This is a genomic window from Sphingomonas sp. Ell38C01, from assembly GCF_055231975.1.
The window spans coordinates 2,965,348-2,983,101 of record NZ_JBUYVA010000001.1; the positions used below are offsets into that span (position 1 = coordinate 2,965,348).

A 17,754-nucleotide genomic window follows, 5' to 3' on the forward strand; every position below is an offset into this window, starting at 1 on the left:
CTCAGCGTACGCCGGCCATGCGATCCGCGAGCGCGCCGACAGGCCCGATCGCCGCTGCAAACCGCGCGATCGCCGCGCGCGCGTGCGGTCCCTCGGACGACAGGTGTACCGCCACCGCGCGCTGCGCGCCGCCCAGCAGGCGCACCCGCGCGGTTTCGATCTTCACGCGGGCGGGGTCGTTTGTCGTCATGGTGCCGACGCGATACCATGTCGCGACCGTCCGCTCCACCGGCCCCGGGGCGACGATCGCCATCACGCTGCCCCCCGCCAGATCCGCCTCGTCGCGCACCCGAACCCAGCGGTCGTTCTCCCGCAGCACGCCCAGCCCGAACCCGACCAGCTCGCGCGTCTCGGACTGGCTGGCGAACACCGCCACCGCCATGTCCACCGCATCGCCCCGCGCATCGACATAGCGCCCGATCAACCGATGGTCCGCGCCGGGATGGTTCGGCGTCCACGCCGCGGTCGTGCTCAGCGGCGCACGTCGCCAGCCCGGCACCTCGGGCAGGTCGATCCGCCCGGGCAGCGCCGCAGCGCGTTCCGCGACCGCCGCGCTCCACAACGGAAACGCCGCCGCGGTCGCCAGCACCAGCGCCGCCGCGGGCACCAGCGCCAGCGTCCGGCCCGGCACCGCCTGCAACCCCGCCGGATCGAACGCCGCATCGTCGGGCGCGCGATCGAACCAGCGCCACCCCGCCGCCATCACCAGCGCCATCACCAGCGCAAAGAACACCCAGCCGAACACGATATGGTCGAACCCCGTCGCGCGCTCGACGCTGGTCTCCACCGCGTACCAGATCGTCGCCGCCGCGCGCACGCCGTTCGCCAGCACCGGCACCACCAGCGCGAACGCGACGAACGCGATGCGCCGCCGCCACGATGCGAAGCAGGTGTTCGCGACCAGCACCGAGAAGGCGAGCATCGCGATGACGAACTTCGCCCCCGAACACGCCTCCGCCACCTCGAACCAGTAGCGGTCGGCGTGGATCAGCACCCCGTCGACCACCGCATGGATCCCCGCCGCATGCAGCATCGGCATCACGAGCGCGACCGTCACCGCCTGCAACGGCGGCTCCAGCGCCTCGCCGAACGGCACCAGGAACACCGCATAGCCTAGTGGAAACGCGAGTCCCCGCGTCACCATCGGCCCCAGCAACGTTACCGCCGCACCCTGCAGCATCATCACCACGCCCAGCTGCCGCGCGAAATGCACCCCTGCCGCCTCGCCGAGCAGCCATCCCGCCCCGCCCGCCGCGACCAGCGCAACGCCCGGCCACCACGCCACCGGCGTCAGCTGCGCCAGCTCGCCCCGCCGCGTCCACACCAGCCAGGCCAAGACGGGCGCGATGAACAGGCAATGCCCGAACGTCGTATTCGTCCACCAGATCGCCGTCATGTCGCCGACGTCGCGCCGGAACAGCAGCAGGATCGCCACCGCGACCACTGCCAGCACGCCGCCATGCAGCGCCCAGCGCGACCGTGCGCGCACGCACTGCGCCGGCGGGATCGCGACCGTCACGCGCCCACCAGCCCGGCGAGCGGCGCCAGCCGCGCCTCCCAGTCGTACCGCGCCAGCACGCGCGCCCGCGCCGCCGCGCCCAGCCGCGCCGCCGAAATCGGGTCCGCCAGCACGCCCGCGATCGCATCCGCGAACCCCGCCGCGCCCTCGGCGACGATCAGCGTCCCGCCATGATCGATCCCCTCCGCCGCCGCCGCGCTCGCGACCACCGGCCGCGCCATCGCCATCGCCTCCAGCACCTTGTTCTGGATACCCCGCGCCAGCATCAGCGGCGCGACGCACGCATCCGCCGCCGCCAGCCATCCGCGCACATCGTCGACCGCTCCCGTCACGATCACCCGTTCGCCCGCGAGCGCGCGCACTTCGCGCGTCGGCGCACGCCCGACGATCGCGAACGCGGCGCCCGGCACGCACGGCAGCACGTCGCGCACGAACCAGCTCACCGCCGCGATGTTGGGCGGATAGTCCATCTGCCCGGTGAACACGATCAGCGGCGTCGGCGCATCCACCTTGGCGAACCCCGCGGTAGGATCGAACGCCACCGCATCGATCCCGTTCGCCACCGCCTGCACCCGCGCGCCCCCGCCAAACAGCGCCGCTTCCGCCTCGCTGACGAAAAGGCTCGCGTCCGCGCGCGCCGCGACCTGCCGCTCCCACGCCGCATACAGCCGCGCCTCGCGCCGCATCACCCGGCGCATCGGCCCACGCGCATCGTCGGCGTAATGCGCGAACTTCGCCGAATCGACGTCCACGAAGTCCATCACGAACCGCACGCCCGCGGGGACATACTGCGCCATCTGCGCCGAAAACGCGTACACCGTCGTGATCCCGCGCGCCGCGATCGTTTCCGCCACCGCCGCCCGCATCGCCCGGTCGTCGAACGCCGCCAGTGAGATCGCCCGCCCCGTCGCCAGCGCCTCGACACCCGCGCGCACCCGCGACTTCGTCCGCGGCACGATCGTGCAGCTCGCCAGCCCATCGACGAACGCCGGGGGCGGATCGCGATCCGCCGGATCCTCCGCGAACGCCACCAGGTGCACCGGCATCCTCGCCGCCAGATGCCGCAGCGCGTGATAGCTCCGGATCTTGTCGCCGCGATCGGGCGGGAACGGCACGCGGTGCGCCAGGAACAGCAGCGCCATCAGCCGACGCCGCGCGCGATCCACGGCCCGATCAGGTTCGCGACGGGCAGCGGCAGCCGCTTCCACGCCGCCACCATCGCGGCATATTTCGCGCTCTGCGGATTGACGACGCGCCCCGCCCCCGCGCTCCGCCGCGCATAGACCAGCGGCCGCGCGACGAAGCCCCAGTTCTTCTTGTACGCCGCCGCCCCGGTCCCGGCCTTCGACCGCCCGAAATCGAACCGCACGCAGCCCCGCTCGCGCGCATGCCGCATCAGCGCGAAGTACATCGCCTCGTTCGCACGCAGCCCCCGCGCCGCGCGCCCGCCACCACCCCAATAGGGATAGACCGTCCCGCCGAAATACAAGCTCAACACTCCCGCGACCGGCGTCCCCCCGGCCGCCACCGTCAGCACGTCCGCATCGAGCTCCTCGATCGCCGCCGCGAACAGCGCGCGCGGAAACACCGGCGTCCCCAGGTTGCGCACCGATTCGCCATAGAGCCGATAGTGCGCCGCCAGCATCGCCGCGTCGCGCCCGGTTTCGATCGAGAGATCCGCCGCCAGTGCCTTGCGCACCTCGGCGCGATGCTTGCGCGGCACAGCTGCCAGCTCCGCCGCGTCGTCCGCCGCCAGAGCGCGCGCGAACCCGACATAGGTCGCGTCGTCGACCGCCCAGCCCTCCGGCACCGCGCCCCCGCGCAGTTCGACGCCTGGGCATCCGACGCGCTCCGCCAGCGCCCACGCCCCCGCTGCCAGCGCCTCGACGCCCTCGCCCAGCACGCCGCCATCGACCGCGAACGCCGCCGACACCAGCGCACCCCCGAACAGCGGCGATCGCATCTCGGTCAGCGGCAGCACGCCCGCCAGCGCGCCGTTTGCGCGTTCCGCGACCAGATACCGCGCACGTTGCCCACACCCGCGCTCCACCGCGCGCGTCCATCCGGTCAGGTGGAACGGCGTCGCCTCCGCCGTCTCGCGCACGAACGCGTCGATCCGCGCCGCCTCCCGTACGTCGCGCAGGTCCGCCTCGCGGATCCCGAGCGGCATCGCGATCAGCGGCATCACGCCCGCGCCGCCTCGTTCGCGACCACCGCGTCGACGCGTCCCCAATCGTGACGCGCGATCAGCCCACGCAGCTTGCCCGCCATCGCCCCGAGCCTGGAATAATGCCGCAGCTTCGATCGCAACGGCGCGTCGCGAACCCGCGGCTGCGCCGGATCGACCTCCCACGGATGGAAATAGAACACCGCCGGCCGCCCGTCCTGCCCATTAACCTGCCGCACCGCGAAGTCGGTCAGTGCGGCGGGCAGCAGGCGGAAGAACCCGCCCCCCGTCGCCAGCCGCCGCCCCGCGACCTCCGCCACCGTCACCGGCAGCTCGATCAGGTCGCTGTCCCCCAGCGGCTTCCACGCGAACCGCGGGCTCTCGCGCCAGCCATAATGATCGTGCCGCACCGGCGCGACCGACGAGGAATAGCGATACCCCGCCTCCGCCAGCACCGCGTGCGCCCAGGGCGTCCGCGTATCGATCGAGAAGCTCGGCGCGCGATACCCCGTCACCGCCGTGCCGCCCGCATGCTCTAGCGCCGCACGCGTCTTCGCCAGATCGGCGCGAAACGTCGCCGCATCCATCGTGAACACCCGCGCATGGTCCCAGCCATGGCTCGCGATCTCATGGCCTTCGTCGACGATCCGCCGGATCAGCGCCGGATGCCGGTGCGCCACCCAGCCCAGCGTAAAGAACGTCGCCTTCACCCCGCTTTCCGCGAACAGGTCGAGTACCACGCTGGTATTCGCCTCGACGCGGCTGCCCAGCCCGTCCCAGTCGCCCCGGTCGATCGTCGTCTCGAACGCCCCCACCTGGAACCATTCCTCGACATCGACCGACAGGCCGTTGAGCGTCACCTCAGGCCGCGGCGCTCCGCGCCGCCTCCCGCGTGTCGTCCGCATCGGGCCAGCGCTGGTCGCCTTCCACCCAGTCGACCAGCAGCGTCAGCACGCGGCGCAGGGCGGCGTCCTGCTCCTGGACGCGTGCTTCCAGCTCGGCGAATCGCTCCGCGATCGCGGGATCGGTGTCGGCAGCCAAAACCACCGGATCGGCGGTGCCAGCCCCCGGCGTCACCCCCTCGTTCGCGACGTCGGCCAGCACGGTCGCCACCGTCGCCGCGTCGATCAGCCGCACGTCGGCGATGGCGGCGTGGAGCATCACGCGGTTCATCACCTGGTTCAGCCGCCGAGGGATCCCCGCCGATGCGGCGTGGAGCAACGGGAACGCGTCATCCGCGAAGTCGGGCTGCCCCTGCCACCCCGCCAGCGACAGCCGGTGCGCAACATAGGCCTCGACCTCGTCGGCGCCCATCGGATCGAGATGATGCGTCGCGATCACCCGCTGGCGGAGCTGCTCCAGCGCGTCGGTGCCCTGCAACCGGTCGCGGAACTCGGGCTGGCCCAGCAGGAAGATCTGCAACATCGCATGCCCCCCCGCCTGGAAGTTGGAGAGCATCCGCAGCTCCTCCAGCGCGGACATCGGCAACGCCTGCGCCTCGTCGACCACCAGCAGCGTCCGCCGCCCGGTCCGCGCGATCGCGTGCAGCCCGCGTTCGATCGTCGTCAGCAGTTCGGCCTTGCTCAGCCCTTCGGAAGGGAGGCCCAGCCCGCCCGCGACGATCCGCAGCAGGTCGTCGGCGTGGATCGCGCTCGACACGATCTTGATCGCGTGCAGCCGCGCGGGGTCGACCTTGCCCATCACATGCCCGACCAGCGTCGTCTTGCCCGCGCCGATCTCGCCGGTGATGACGATGAAGCCCTCGCCCTGCGCCAGGCCATAGCCCAGATAGGACATCGCCTTCCTGTGCGTTACGGTGTCGAACCAGTAGCGCGCGTCCGGCGTCAGCTGGAACGGCCGCTCGGTCAGCCCGAAATGATCCTCGTACATTCCTGTCGTTCCCGTTCCGTCAGAAGGTGTAGCGCGCGCCGATCAGCGCCTGCCCCACCCAATCCTCGTCCGCGCCCTCGACGTCCGACATGTAGACGCCCAGCGACGCCAGCGTTCCCAGCCGCCCGAACGTCTTCGTCAGCGACGTCGTCGCCCCCGCGCCGAACACCCCGCCCGACGATCCGGCCACGTTCGCCACCCCGCTTTCGGAATATTGCGCATAGACGTTCGCGTCGAGATTGGCGGTCCGGCTCAGCGCGCGAGACCAGAAGAGCTGGCCGTAATAGCTCTCGTCCTCGGTGCCGTAGAGCGTCACGCCGGACACCGTCTGCGGCGCGTAGAACTTGCGGTTGGCATAGCCCGCACCCGCGCCGAACGTCGTGCGCCCGCGCGTCGCGGTGACGACGCCGTCGATCCCGCGCGCGCGATAGCTCGCGGTCGTCACCGACTGGAACGCGTCGTTCAGGCATCCGCCCGCCGCGCCCGTCCCCGATCCGCCCGGCTGGCTGCCGAACACGCACCCGCTGAACTGCTGCCCGAACGGATCGGCGGTGCCGACGAACCCGGTCGGCAGGTTCTGCAGGCCCTGCCGCAACTGCCGCCCGAACGTCTGCACGCCGTCATAGACCTGAACGTTTAGCCCCACGTCGCGCGACATCCGGTACGCCAGCGATCCGAAATAGGTCCGCCCGCCATAGCGCCAGCCCGCGCCCGCCTGCGCCTCCAGCCGCGTGTTGGGCCGCCACACGACGCCCGCGTCATAGATCAGCCCGTCGGTATTGTACGCGATCCGCCGCGGCGAGGCCTCGTTGGTGACGAAGCGGCCATTGCCGTCGAGCACCGGGTTGCCCACCACGTCGACCACCGCGTCCTTCTGGCTGGTCGTGATCTTCTCGTAGCCGATGCCCCCGCGCAGCGCGAGCGTCCGCGTCACCGGCGCCATCACGTCGCCACGCACGAACTTGCCCTCGTAGCGCTGCTTCAGCTGGCTCGCATCCTCGCGGTCGTACGCCGCGCTGACGGTCACGCCCACCGGCAGCACCGTCCCCGCCGCCACGCCCGCCGAGACGGTCGCGACATGCCCGGTCGAACTGTCGAAATAATCCAGCCGCTGCTGCCCTGCCGGCACGCCGGTCGCGTTGGGCACTTCCACCTTGGTATAGCCGAACTGGTAGCCCGCGTTGATCTGCACCGGGCCCGCATTGGTCGACACGCTCGGCCCGACATAGGCCGAGTAGACCTGCGTGATGTTGTCGACATTGCCCGCCAGCACGCCCGGCGCGGAGCCGCGAATGTCGGAGCGCGTCCGCGTCGCCAGCGCGCCGCCGTCGATCGACACCCCGCGCGCGACCTGGAACGATCCGCGCGCCAGCCCCGAATGCACGTCGTCGTCGCCGACGCGGTCGTCCCACGCGATCCGCCGCTCGTAGCGATAGCTGATCTGCCCTTCGGCGCGTGCGGTGTTGATGCCCGCATCGATGCCCGCCGCGACCGACGAATAGGTCAGCACGTCGTCGCTGCGCGACAGGTCCGCGGTCACGGTCTGCCCCAGCTCGATATAGGGCGCGACCCATGTGCGGCGCGATTGCGCGACAGCGGGGCTGGCCAGCATCGTGGCCGCGGCGAGAGTCCCGAAAAGGGCCCGGTTCACGTCAATTCTCCTGACGATAATAGCTGCCGAACCGGCCGCGACCGGGTTCGTAGGACACCGCGTTCAGCACGAGCTGGATGTGCTCGCACCCGTCGAGCAGCGCGACCGACTCGCGGACGTCCGCCTCGGTCGTGCGGTCGGCGCGGACGACGAGCATCACCTGCCCCACCAGCGTCGCCAGCACCGATGCGGGCGAGGCGGCGAGCGTCGGCGGCGTGTCGAACACGATCAGCCGCTTCGGGTTCGCCGCCAGCAGCGTGTCGATCACCATCCCCGTCCGCGCGCTCGCGAGCAGTTCGGTATCCGAATGGCTGCGCTTGCCCGCGGGCAGCAGCGACAGCTGCGGCACGTCGGTCGGCACGATGCACGTCTCGGGATCGATTCGGTCGTCGGCCAGGATGTCGAGCATCCCCGTCGAATCCTCGAGTCCCAGCGTCTCCATCAGGTCGGGCTTGGCGAAATCGCCGTCGACCAGCACCACCTCGACGTCGCGCTCGGCCGCCAGCGAGATGGCGAGGTTGATCGCGCAGAAGGTCTTGCCGTCGCCCGGTTTGCCGGAGCCGACGAGGATCGTGCGCGATCGGTCGCCCAGCGGCCCCGCCTGCACCGTCTTCGCGGTCGACAGCAGCGCGCGCTTGATGAGCCGGAACTCCTCCGCCAGCGCCCCGATCGGCGCACCGGGGACGAGCATCCCCTTCTGCGCCAGCATCACCCGGTCGATCGCCGCCATGCCAGCGGGCGTCGCGACGAAGGCGGGCTCGGGCAGGATCCGCGGTTGCGCATCCATCAGCTTCTCGAGCGCGGTCCGCTCGCGCGTCGGATGCCGGTCGCGATACGCTTCGTCATCGACGATCGGATCGAGTGCCGGCGCCGGAGCCGGGGCCGGAGCCGGAGCCCCCTCCGCCACGAACACCGGCAGCGGCGCCTCCGCCCCCCGCCCGCGCAGATGCGCGTCGAAATCATACACCAGCGCGGCACGCTCGATCAGCGAGGGCTCTCGCCCGGCCACCGGCTTGCGGGTCGATATCGTCATGCCGCCATCCCCCGCTGGAGCATCTCGACGCCGAGCAGCGCGACCCACGCGACCACCAGTCCCCCGGCACCTCCCGCCAGCCACTTCAACTGCCGCCGCCGCTGTTCGTCCTGGAACTGCGTCAGCATCTCGCCGACCTGCCCGATCACGGGCATGCCCGACACGCTCTCCAGCCGCTGCGCGGTCGCGAACGTCCCCTGCAGCTTGCTCAACGCGAACGCCGCGCCGATGCCCGAGATCAGTCCGACGAGCAGCACGCCCGTCAGCAGCAGCGGCCGGTTCGGCGCGATCGGCGCGCGCGGAGAGGTCGGCGGATCGATCACGCTGAACTTGATCGCGTCGGTCTGCGTCTGCGCCTGGCTCTGGAGGCTCGCCTGCTCGCGCTGCGCCAGCAGCTGGTCGTACGAGTCCTTCATCACCTGATAGTCGCGGTCGATCTGCCCCTGCTCGGCCGCGACCGTCGGATCGCCCGCCAGCTTCTCGCTCAGCTGGTCCAGGTCGCCCTGCAGCTGGCGCTTGCGCATCTGGAGCGAGGCGACCTGCGCCTGCTTGTCCGCCTGCATCGACTGGAGCGACAGGTAGAGCGGGTTGGGCGAGCTTCCCGCCGCCGAGGCCGCGCCCGCGGGCTCGCCGCGCGCCGCCGCCATCGCCTGCGTCAGCTGCGCCTTGAGCGCGACCACGTCGGGATGCCCCTCGGTATAGCCCCGCCCGCGCGCATCCGCGAGCTGCCCCTGGATCGCGACGACGCGCGCACGCGCCGGCCCCATCCCGGGCGCGATTCCCCCGCCGCCGGTCGATACCGTCGCGGGCGTTCCCGCCATCTGCCCCGACACCGCCGCAAGGCTCGACTGCGCCGCCGCCAGATCGCCGTCGACCTGGCTCATCTGGGTGCGCGCCGCGCCGATCCGGTCCGCGACCGATCCCGTTCCCGGCAGCGAGCCGAGATAGCGGTTCTGGAAGTCCGCGCGCTTCGCCTCGGCATCCTGCAACTGCTTCTGCCGCGTCTCGAGCTGCGCATCGAGGAACGCCAGCGTCTGCCGGCTGCTGCGGCGATCCTTCGACAGGTTCTGCTCGACGAACACGTCGATCAGCTTCTGCGTGATCGTCCGCGCCAGCTTGGGGCTCGCGCCCGTCGTCACGATCTCGAACAGATTATCCTGCTGCGCGGTCACCTTGATCGCCAGCTGGAGCCCCGCGACCCGGTCCGCGACGTCGCGGTCGCTCGACACCGTCTGCGCCAGATCGGTCCCGCGGACCACCTTCTCGAGGTTCACCGCGGAGGTCAGCGTCTGCCGGATCGTGTCGGACTGCGACGCGCGGTCGACCGGCAGCTGGTTCGGCGTCGGCGCGATCAGCTGCTGCATCTGGACGAAGACGCGCGCGCGCGACTCGTAGCGGCTGGGGATCTGCGACACGACCAGCCAGCCGAGCACGCACACCCCCCACGCCACCGCCAGCGCGAGCCAGCGGCGCGTCCAGACCGCATGCACCGCGATCCGCGCCTCTTCGTACAGGCTGCCCACTAGAACATGCTCTCCGGGATGATGATGACGTCGCCCGGCTCCAGCCGGACGTTCGCCGACGGATCGCCGCTCTTCAGCAGCCTGCCGATCTGGAGATTGTATTCGCGCTGCTTGCCCGTCGCGCGGTCGAACCGGATCAGCCGCGCCTTGTTGCCTGCGGCATATTCGCTCAGCCCCCCCACCGCGATCATCGCGTCGAGCAGCGTCATGTTCGCACGATATGGCAGCGACGCGGGCTTCGCGGTCGCGCCGACGATGCGGATCTGCTGGCTGTAGGTGCCGGAGAAATTCTCCACGATCACCGACACGATCGGGTCCTTGATATACTGCCCAAGCGCCAGCTTCATGTCGTCCGCCAGCATCGCCGGAGTCTTGCCCACCGCGGGCATGTCGTTGATGAGCGGCGTGGTGATCCGGCCGTCGGGGCGCACCTGCACCTTCGACGACAGCTCGGGATTGCGCCACACAAAGATGTTGAGCTGGTCGAGCGGCCCGATCACATATTCCTCACCCGGCACTTCCTTGCTGGCGACGAACGACGCCGGCGGCAGGTCCTGCCGACCCCCGCCCGAGGCGCACCCCGCGAGCATCGCCGCGACCGCCGCAGTCGCTACTGCCCTGGATCCGTGCCCGAAACGCATGCGCTAACCCTCCATCGGCGCGACCGGAATTGTGGTCGCGAGTCAGGGTCGGCTATGCTGGCAACAGGTGAAGATAGCGTTAGGAACGTCGTAAGGGGGTGGTCGTTCAGCTACCTCAAGCGCGCGCAACCCGGAAACGATCACCGTCCTCTCAAACCCTTTGCACTGAGCTTGTCGAAAGCCCGTCCTTCTTTTGCACGCCGAAAGAAGGACGGTGCTTCGACAGGCTCAACACGAACGGAAGATTTTAGCTCAACCCACGATCTCTACCGGCGCCGGGTGCCCCAGGAACCGCGTCGGGCTGGCGCTCGCCCCATAGGCCCCCGCCAGGAAGATCGCGACCACGTCGCCCACGTCCGCACGCGGCAGCGCCACCCGGTCCGCCAGCCGGTCGAGCGGCGTGCACAGGCACCCCACCACCGACACCGTTTCCTCCGCCGCAGCCCCCACCCGGTGCGCGATCGCAACCGGATAGTTGCGCCTCACCACCGTTCCGAAATTGCCGCTCGCCGCCAGCTGGTGGTGAAGCCCGCCATCGACGACGAGGAACACCTCGCCCCGACTTGCCTTGCGATCGACGACACGCGTCAGATACACACCGCATTCGCCGACCAGCCACCGCCCCAGCTCGATCGCGAACCGCGACCCCGCCAGCACGTCCGCACGTGCCGCCAGCGCGTCGCCGAGCGCCACTCCCACCGCCGCCACGTCCAGCGGCGTATCGCCCGCGAAATACGGGATTCCGAACCCGCCGCCCAGATTGACCAGCGGCGGCACCGCTCCCGCCGCATCCGCCAGCCGCGCCGCCAGCGCCAGCGTCGCCGCCTGCGTCTCGATCACCGCGTCGGTGCCCAGCGCCTGCGAGCCTGCGAAGATATGGAACCCCCGCCAGTCCGCGCCCGCCGCCACGATCGTCCGCACCACGTCCGCCGCATGCTCCGCATCGATGCCGAACGGCGAGGCGCGCCCGCCCATCTTCATTCCCGATCCGCGCAGCTCGATATCGGGGTTGACCCGCACCGCCAGCCGCGGCGTCACCCCCGTCGCGTCGCCGATCGCCAGCGCGCGCGCCGCTTCGCCCGCCGATTCGACATTGATCGTCGCCCCCGCGACGATCGCCGCGCACAATTCCGCATCGCGCTTGCCGGGCCCCGCGAAGCTGATCGCCCCAGCCGGCTTCTCGACCAGCGCGGTCGCCAGCTCTCCCCCCGACGCGACGTCGAGCCCGTCGACCATCGGCGCGACCCGCGCGAGGAACGCGGGCAGCGGGTTCGCCTTGATCGCATAGTGCAGGTCCACGCCCGCAAACGCCCCCCGGAACCGCGCCACCCGCGCCGCGACGATCGCCGGATCGTAGACGAAGACCGGCCCGTCCCGCCCCGCCATCCAGTCCGCAGCGGAGCGGCCTGCAATCGTCAGCGCACCGGTCTGACCGGCGAACTCGGGAGGCAACGGCCCGAACGGCTTCATGGCGTCACAGTCCCCTCATCCGTTCGGGCTGAGCCTGTCGAAGCCCGCCCCGCCTCCGGAAGCCCGGAAGGCGCTTCGACCAACCCACCACCGTTGGAAACGAGCGCCCGCGCCACCGCCACCCGATCCAGCTTCCCGTTCGCATTGCGCGGCAGCTCCACCCGCCACTCGATCCGAGAAGGCTGCATGAAATTGGGCAGTTCCCGCTGCAACCGCGCGCGCAACGCGGGCTCGGCCGACGCATCCCCCCGCGCGACCACCACGATCGCCTGACCCAGCCGCGCGTCGGGCACCCCGATCGCCACCGCTTCCGCCGCCTCGCCGCCCGCGGTCACCGCATCCTCGATCTCGGTCGGGCTGACCCGATTGCCCGCCACCTTCATCATCGCATCGTCGCGCCCCACGAACCGCAGCAGCCCCTCCGCATCCGCAACCACCGTATCGCCGGACCACACCGCCATGCCGCCATAACGCGAGAACGCCGGCGCCGGGCGAAACCGCTGCGCGGTCCGCTCCGCATCGCGCCAATAGCCCTGCGCGACGAGCGGCCCCGCATGGACGAGTTCCCCCGCCTCCCCCGCCGCCGCCGCGCTGCCGTCCGCGCGCACCACCATCACTTCGGCGAACGGGATCGCGCGGCCGATCGATTCGGGATTCGCATCGACCAGCGCGGGCGGCAGGTAGGTCGACCGGAACGCCTCGGTCAGCCCGTACATTGGATACAGGTCCGCCGCGGGGAACCGTTCGCGCAATCCCCGCACCAGCCGCGGCGTCAGCGCGCCCCCCGAATTGGTCAGCCGCCGCAACCGCGCCGCGGTCTCCTCAGGCCACTCCGCCTCCAGCAACTGCACCCACAAGGGCGGCACCCCCGCCAGCGACGTCGCCCCCACGCGCTCCACCGCCTTGATGACGTCGCGCGGCGTCAGATAGTCGAGCGGCGCGACCGCCGCGCCCGCGATCCAGGTCGAGAACAGCTGGTTCTGCCCGTAATCGAACGCCAACGGCAGCACGCCCAGTACGCGATCCTCCGGCACGATCTTCAGATATCGCGCGACCGATACCGCCCCCAGCCACAGATTGGCGTGGCTCAGCATCACTCCCTTGGGCCGCCCCGTCGATCCCGAGGTGTACAGGATCGCCGCCAGCCCGTCGGGGTCCGCCGACGATCGCGGCAAAGGCCTTCCGACATCGACGCCCGTGTGCACGACACACCCGGCGGGCACGTCCCCCGCCTCCAGTGTCGCAGCCCGCCCCGGCTGCGTGACGAGCACCGCCGCACCGCTGTCCGCCAGGATATGGGCGACCTGCGCGCGCTTGAGCACCGGGTTGATCGGCGCATGCACCAGTCCCGCGCGTGGTGCCGCCAGCGGCAACAGGCACGCCTCGCGCGTCTTGGGCAGCCATGACGCCACCCGCGATCCCGGCGCCAGCCCGAACCCGGCAAGCCACCCCGCCAAGCCCGCCACCGCCGCCTCGACCGCGGCGACGGTCATCATCCCCGCCCGGTCGATCAACGCAGCCGCGTCCGCATGCCCGCACAGGACATGATCGATCGGCTGGGCCGCGGGTACGGGATCGCTATCCGTCATCGGGACACGGCCTTGCCCCAAGACGTTGCGGATTTCATCCCCTCGTTCTACCGCAGATGCCAACGGGAAGACCAAACGGGGACAGGCCTTTGGCGGGACGAAGCGAGATCGACGCGACGGTACGGGGGGTATTGCGCGACGTGCTGGGGTTGAGCGAGGCGCAGGTCGCCGGGTTCGACGACGCGACGCCGCTGTTCGGCGCACTCCCCGAACTCGATTCGATGGCGGTCGCGGGCGTGCTGACCGAGGTCGAGGATCGCCTCGGCATCCTGATCGAGGACGACGAGGTCGACGGCGAGATGCTCGAGACGTTCGGCGCGCTCGTCGATTTCGCGACGTCCAAGGTCGCGGCCTGAGCAGCCGCGCGGGGATGACAGGCCCCGCGCTCCGCGTCGACCAGTACGACTGGGCGGGCGGGCGCGAATCTCTGCTTCATGTCGGCAACGGCGATCGCCGCGTCGTCATCCTCCCCGCGCTGTTCGAGGAAGCCAACCGCACCCGCGCCTTCACCCTTTCGATCGCGCGCGCGCTTGCCGGGCACGGCATCGCCAGCGCGATCCCCGACCTTCCGGGGCAAGGCGAGAGCGAATGGCCGACCGAACGCGCGACGCTCGCCGCCTGGCGTGACGCGGTCGCCGCGGTGGTCGCCCTCGTCAGCCCCGTCGCGATCGTATCGCTGCGCGGCGGCGCGCTGCTCGACGGCCATGCCGTCCCGAGCTGGCGGCTGTCGCCCGCCGATGGCGCAGCGATCGTCCGCGACCTGATGCGCGTCGCCGCGCTCTCCGGCGCTCCCGGCGACACCGACCCGGTCGAGATCGCGGGCAACCGCATCTCCCGCGCCCTCCTTGCCGACCTCGCCACCGCGCCCCCCGCCAACGGCCCGACACGCACCGTCCGCCTCGACAGCGACCCGCGCACCGCCGACCGCAAGGCCCCCGGCGTCCCCCTCTGGCGCGCCGCCGAGCCGACCGACGACCGCCCGCTCGCCGCGCTCCTCGCCGACGATATCGCGGACTGGATCGCCCGATGCGCCGCCTGATCGCCTTCCCCTGCGAGGGCGAGACGCTGGTCGGCACGCTCGACGAGGCCGTGGGCTCCATCGGGCTGCTGATCGTCTCCGGCGGCAACGAAGTCCGCGCCGGCGCGCACCGCGGCATGGCGCTCCTCGCCGCCCGTCTCGCCGCCGATGGCATTCCGGTGTTCCGCTACGACCGCCGCGGTGTCGGCGATTCGAGCGGCGACAATCGCGGCTATGCCAGCGCCGCCCCCGATCTCGCCGCCGCGATCGCCGCGTTCCGCGCGGCAGCGCCTGGGCTCACCCGCCTCGTCGCCTTCGGTAATTGCGACGCCGCGACCACACTCGCGCTCTTCGCTCCGTACGGCGCGATCGACGCGCTGATCCTCGCCAACCCGTGGGTCGTGGAAACCCCCGACGACCTCCCGCCCCCCGCCGCGATCCGCGCACGCTACCTGTCGCGCCTCCGCGATCCGCGCGCATGGTGGCGACTGGCGCGCGGTGGTGTCGATCTCTTCAAGCTCGTCAGAGGTTTGCGTCGCATCGCTCACACGACACGCGACGATGATCTCGCAGCGAGAACCCTCGCCGGGATCGCGCAATGGGGCGCAGCCGCCACCGTCATCCTCGCGCGCGACGATGCCACCGCAATCGCCTACGCCGTCGCCGCCCGCAGCGCTCCCACCCGCACGATCACGATCGACACCGGCTCGCACAGCTTTGCGCGAACCGAGGACCAGCAGTCCCTCGAACGCGCGATCCGCGCCGCCCTCTAGCCGCGCGTCACTCCGCCGCCTGCTGCATCTCGGCGAACTCCGCCTCGGCCAGGAACCGCTCGGCGTCCAGCGCGGCCATGCACCCCGTCCCCGCCGCGGTCACCGCCTGCCGATAGATCTTGTCCTGCACATCCCCGCACGCGAACACGCCGGGCACCGACGTCCGCGTCGACCCGACCTCCACCTTCAGATACCCGTCGTCGTCGAGATCGAGATGCCCGCGGAACAGCTCGGTCGCCGGATGGTGCCCGATCGCGACGAACCCGCCATCGACATCGAGTCGCGAATGCTCGCCGGTCACCGTATCCAGCAGGTCGAGCGCGACCAATCCCGACACCCCGCCGCCATCCACGAACTCGCGCACTTCCTTGTTCCACAGCACCGTGACGTTCGGATGCGCGAACAGCCGCTCCTGCAGGATACGCTCCGCACGCAGCGAATCGCGCCGATGGATCAGCGTCACGTCGTCCGAATGGTTCGTCAGGTACAGCGCCTCCTCGACCGCGGTGTTCCCCCCGCCGATCACCGCGACCTTCTTCCCGCGATAGAAGAATCCGTCGCACGTCGCGCACGCGCTCACGCCCTTGCCCTTCATCGCCTCCTCGCTGTCGATGCCCAGCCACTTGGCCTGCGCGCCGGTCGCGATCACCAGCACCTCACCCTCGTACACGTCGCCGCCGTCGCCGGTCAGCCGGAACGGCCGCCGCGACAGGTCGACCTCGACGATCGTGTCCCACATCATCCGCGTGCCGACATGCTCGGCCTGCTTCTGCATCTGCTCCATCAGCCAAGGGCCCTGGATCACGTCCGCGAAACCGGGATAATTCTCGACATCGGTCGTCGTCGTCAGCTGTCCGCCCGGCTGGATCCCCTGCACCACGATCGGCGCCATCCCCGCGCGCGCGCCATAGATCGCGGCGGACAGCCCCGCCGGGCCGGAACCGAGGACGAGCATGCGGGTGGTGTGGGTGGTCATGACAATATCCGCGAGATGGGGAATCGAGCCGTCATGTAGGGGTGACGCCGCGATTTTGGAACCGCCTCGCGCGTTGCGCCGCCCGGCGACACCTGCTTTGACGGCACGATGACCGATTTTCGCGCCCTCCTCGCCCCCGATCGCGGCCAGCCCGCGCGCACGATCCACGTCGTCCACCCCGACGACTATCCCGCCTGGCTCGCCGCGCAGCCCGCGCGCACCCGCACAACCGTCGCCGCGCACCGCCTGACCGGCAAACCCGGCGACCGCGCGATCCTTCCCGGCGACGGCGCGGACGACTGGGCGATGCTCCTCGTCTGCAACGAGGCGACGACCTCGCCGTGGCGGATCGCCTCGCTCGGCGCGTCGCTGCCCGAGGGAACCTATCGACTGGCGTCCGGCGAGGTCGGCGCCGCCGGGCTCGGCTGGATGCTCGCGCAGCACCGCTTCACCCGCTACCGCAAGGGCGACGCGACCGGCCCCCGCATCCTCCTGACCGCCGAGCCCGCGCGGATCGACGAGACCGTGCGCCTCGCCCACGCCACCGCGACGGTGCGCGACCTCGTCGACACCGGCGCCAGCGACCTCGGCCCCGCCGAACTCGAAGCCGAAGCCGAGGCGCTCGCCAGGGCGCATGGCGCGACGCTCGCGGTCACCCGCGGCGACCCGCTCGCCACCGGCTATCCGATGATCCACGCGGTCGGCCAGGCCGCCACGCGCGAGCGCGCACCGCGGTTGATCGAGCTCGAATGGGGCGATGCCGCCCACCCGCGCGTCGCGATCGTCGGCAAGGGCGTCTGCTTCGATTCGGGTGGTCTGGACATCAAGCCGTCGGCGGGGATGCGGCTGATGAAGAAGGACATGGGCGGCGCGGCGCACGCGCTGGCGCTGGCCGGGCTGGTGATGGCAGCGCGTCTCAAGGTCCGGCTGCATCTGCTTGTGCCGGCGGTGGAAAATGCGATCGCCGGTAATGCCTTCCGCCCCGGCGACGTGCTGGCGACGCGCAAGGGGCTGACCGTCGAGAACACCAACACCGACGCCGAAGGCCGCCTGATCCTCGGCGATGCGCTGACCAAGGCCGTCGAAGGCGCACCCGCGCTGATCCTCGATTTCGCGACCCTGACCGGCGCGGCGCGCGTCGCGCTGGGCCCCGATCTGCCCGCCACCTTCGCCAACGACGAAGCGCTCGCCACGGACCTGCTCGCCGCGGGCATCGCCGAGCACGATCCGCTGTGGCGGTTGCCCTTGTGGGACGGCTATGAAGAGATGCTCCGCTCCGACATCGCCGACATGGTCAACGCGCCCGAGGGCGGCCTCGCAGGCGCGATCACCGCGGCGCTGTTCCTCCGCCGCTTCGTGCCCGGCGACATCGCCTGGGCGCATCTCGACACCTTCGCGTGGCGTCCAGTGGCGAAGCCAGGGCGTCCCAAGGGCGGCGACGCATACGGCCTGCGCGCGGCCTATGCGGTGCTGCAGGCTCGGTACGGTTGAACCAAGTACCGTT

At 71.0% G+C, this 17,754-nt stretch carries 16 protein-coding genes; 4 read left to right on the plus strand and 12 right to left on the minus strand.

What is annotated here, in order from left to right; genetic code table 11:
- Window position 1: 1 nt before the first annotated feature.
- From xrtA to ACV7NO_RS14160, 11 genes are all read right to left on the minus strand, one after another.
- Window positions 2–1,519 (minus strand): exosortase A, encoded by a 1,518-nt coding sequence (xrtA, locus tag ACV7NO_RS14110; RefSeq protein WP_463406600.1) that lies wholly within the window; start codon window positions 1,517–1,519, stop codon window positions 2–4.
- Entirely contained in the window at window positions 1,516–2,661 is a 1,146-nt protein-coding gene (locus tag ACV7NO_RS14115) for a TIGR03087 family PEP-CTERM/XrtA system glycosyltransferase (RefSeq protein ID WP_463406601.1), read from the minus strand. Before ACV7NO_RS14115 ends, xrtA begins: the two co-directional genes overlap by 4 nt.
- Complete coding sequence (locus tag ACV7NO_RS14120; protein WP_463407359.1) at window positions 2,661–3,704, minus strand: FemAB family XrtA/PEP-CTERM system-associated protein; 1,044 nt, start codon at window positions 3,702–3,704, stop codon at window positions 2,661–2,663. Before ACV7NO_RS14120 ends, ACV7NO_RS14115 begins: the two co-directional genes overlap by 1 nt.
- Window positions 3,704–4,591, minus strand: coding sequence for an XrtA system polysaccharide deacetylase (locus ACV7NO_RS14125; RefSeq protein ID WP_463406602.1), 888 nt, complete (start codon window positions 4,589–4,591; stop codon window positions 3,704–3,706). Before ACV7NO_RS14125 ends, ACV7NO_RS14120 begins: the two co-directional genes overlap by 1 nt.
- A complete protein-coding gene (locus ACV7NO_RS14130; protein WP_463406603.1) occupies window positions 4,548–5,576 on the minus strand; it encodes an AAA family ATPase in 1,029 nt (342 codons plus the stop codon). Before ACV7NO_RS14130 ends, ACV7NO_RS14125 begins: the two co-directional genes overlap by 44 nt.
- A 19-nt stretch (window positions 5,577–5,595) precedes the next feature.
- The gene (locus ACV7NO_RS14135; protein WP_463406604.1) at window positions 5,596–7,227 is read right to left on the minus strand and encodes a hypothetical protein; all 1,632 of its coding nucleotides are present in this window, start codon (window positions 7,225–7,227) and stop codon (window positions 5,596–5,598) included.
- 1 nt (window position 7,228) lies between these two features.
- A complete protein-coding gene (locus tag ACV7NO_RS14140; RefSeq protein WP_463406605.1) occupies window positions 7,229–8,260 on the minus strand; it encodes a P-loop NTPase in 1,032 nt (343 codons plus the stop codon).
- A complete protein-coding gene (locus ACV7NO_RS14145; protein WP_463406606.1) occupies window positions 8,257–9,783 on the minus strand; it encodes an XrtA system polysaccharide chain length determinant in 1,527 nt (508 codons plus the stop codon). Before ACV7NO_RS14145 ends, ACV7NO_RS14140 begins: the two co-directional genes overlap by 4 nt.
- On the minus strand, window positions 9,783–10,424 hold the full coding sequence (locus ACV7NO_RS14150) for an XrtA/PEP-CTERM system exopolysaccharide export protein (RefSeq protein ID WP_463406607.1): 642 nt from the start codon (window positions 10,422–10,424) through the stop codon (window positions 9,783–9,785). Before ACV7NO_RS14150 ends, ACV7NO_RS14145 begins: the two co-directional genes overlap by 1 nt.
- A gap of 252 nt (window positions 10,425–10,676) precedes the next feature.
- Window positions 10,677–11,894: a pyridoxal-dependent decarboxylase, exosortase A system-associated gene (locus ACV7NO_RS14155; protein ID WP_463406608.1), complete on the minus strand. Its 1,218-nt coding sequence runs from the start codon at window positions 11,892–11,894 to the stop codon at window positions 10,677–10,679.
- On the minus strand, window positions 11,891–13,483 hold the full coding sequence (locus ACV7NO_RS14160) for an AMP-binding protein (RefSeq protein ID WP_463406609.1): 1,593 nt from the start codon (window positions 13,481–13,483) through the stop codon (window positions 11,891–11,893). The genes ACV7NO_RS14155 and ACV7NO_RS14160 overlap by 4 nt, the downstream gene beginning before the upstream one ends.
- Window positions 13,484–13,572: 89 nt before the next feature.
- Between ACV7NO_RS14160 and ACV7NO_RS14165 the strand changes: the two genes are divergently transcribed.
- The 3 genes from ACV7NO_RS14165 to ACV7NO_RS14175 are packed head-to-tail and all read left to right on the plus strand — an operon-like array spanning window position 13,573 to window position 15,274.
- Window positions 13,573–13,839 carry an acyl carrier protein gene (locus ACV7NO_RS14165; RefSeq protein WP_463406610.1) on the plus strand — a complete coding sequence of 89 codons (267 nt, stop codon included), beginning with the start codon at window positions 13,573–13,575 and terminating at the stop codon, window positions 13,837–13,839.
- Window positions 13,840–13,853: 14 nt separating this feature from the next.
- Window positions 13,854–14,522: a hypothetical protein gene (locus ACV7NO_RS14170; protein ID WP_463406611.1), complete on the plus strand. Its 669-nt coding sequence runs from the start codon at window positions 13,854–13,856 to the stop codon at window positions 14,520–14,522.
- A complete protein-coding gene (locus ACV7NO_RS14175) occupies window positions 14,510–15,274 on the plus strand; it encodes a hydrolase 1, exosortase A system-associated (RefSeq protein WP_463406612.1) in 765 nt (254 codons plus the stop codon). Before ACV7NO_RS14170 ends, ACV7NO_RS14175 begins: the two co-directional genes overlap by 13 nt.
- A 7-nt stretch (window positions 15,275–15,281) precedes the next feature.
- Here the strand turns inward: ACV7NO_RS14175 and trxB are convergent, their stop codons facing one another.
- Window positions 15,282–16,250 (minus strand): thioredoxin-disulfide reductase, encoded by a 969-nt coding sequence (gene trxB, locus ACV7NO_RS14180; RefSeq protein ID WP_463406613.1) that lies wholly within the window; start codon window positions 16,248–16,250, stop codon window positions 15,282–15,284.
- A gap of 108 nt (window positions 16,251–16,358) precedes the next feature.
- Here trxB and ACV7NO_RS14185 point away from each other — a divergent pair, with 108 nt between their 5' ends.
- Window positions 16,359–17,741 (plus strand): leucyl aminopeptidase family protein, encoded by a 1,383-nt coding sequence (locus tag ACV7NO_RS14185; RefSeq protein ID WP_463406614.1) that lies wholly within the window; start codon window positions 16,359–16,361, stop codon window positions 17,739–17,741.
- The last annotated feature ends 13 nt before the right edge of the window (window positions 17,742–17,754 follow it).

Excerpts from the sequence above, each read along its gene's own strand:
- ACV7NO_RS14115 (WP_463406601.1), bottom strand. The coding sequence starts at position 2,661 with ATGGCGCTGCTGTTCCTGGCGCACCGCGTGCCGTTCCCGCCCGATCGC.
- ACV7NO_RS14120 (WP_463407359.1), bottom strand. The coding sequence starts at position 3,704 with ATGCCGCTGATCGCGATGCCGCTCGGGATCCGCGAGGCGGACCTGCGC.
- ACV7NO_RS14125 (WP_463406602.1), bottom strand. The coding sequence starts at position 4,591 with ATGCGGACGACACGCGGGAGGCGGCGCGGAGCGCCGCGGCCTGAGGTG.
- ACV7NO_RS14130 (WP_463406603.1), bottom strand. The coding sequence starts at position 5,576 with ATGTACGAGGATCATTTCGGGCTGACCGAGCGGCCGTTCCAGCTGACG.
- ACV7NO_RS14140 (WP_463406605.1), bottom strand. The coding sequence starts at position 8,260 with ATGACGATATCGACCCGCAAGCCGGTGGCCGGGCGAGAGCCCTCGCTG.
- ACV7NO_RS14150 (WP_463406607.1), bottom strand. The coding sequence starts at position 10,424 with ATGCGTTTCGGGCACGGATCCAGGGCAGTAGCGACTGCGGCGGTCGCG.
- ACV7NO_RS14155 (WP_463406608.1), bottom strand. The coding sequence starts at position 11,894 with ATGAAGCCGTTCGGGCCGTTGCCTCCCGAGTTCGCCGGTCAGACCGGT.
- ACV7NO_RS14160 (WP_463406609.1), bottom strand. The coding sequence starts at position 13,483 with ATGACGGATAGCGATCCCGTACCCGCGGCCCAGCCGATCGATCATGTC.
- ACV7NO_RS14170 (WP_463406611.1), top strand. The coding sequence starts at position 13,854 with ATGACAGGCCCCGCGCTCCGCGTCGACCAGTACGACTGGGCGGGCGGG.
- ACV7NO_RS14175 (WP_463406612.1), top strand. The coding sequence starts at position 14,510 with ATGCGCCGCCTGATCGCCTTCCCCTGCGAGGGCGAGACGCTGGTCGGC.
- trxB (WP_463406613.1), bottom strand. The coding sequence starts at position 16,250 with ATGACCACCCACACCACCCGCATGCTCGTCCTCGGTTCCGGCCCGGCG.
- ACV7NO_RS14185 (WP_463406614.1), top strand. The coding sequence starts at position 16,359 with ATGACCGATTTTCGCGCCCTCCTCGCCCCCGATCGCGGCCAGCCCGCG.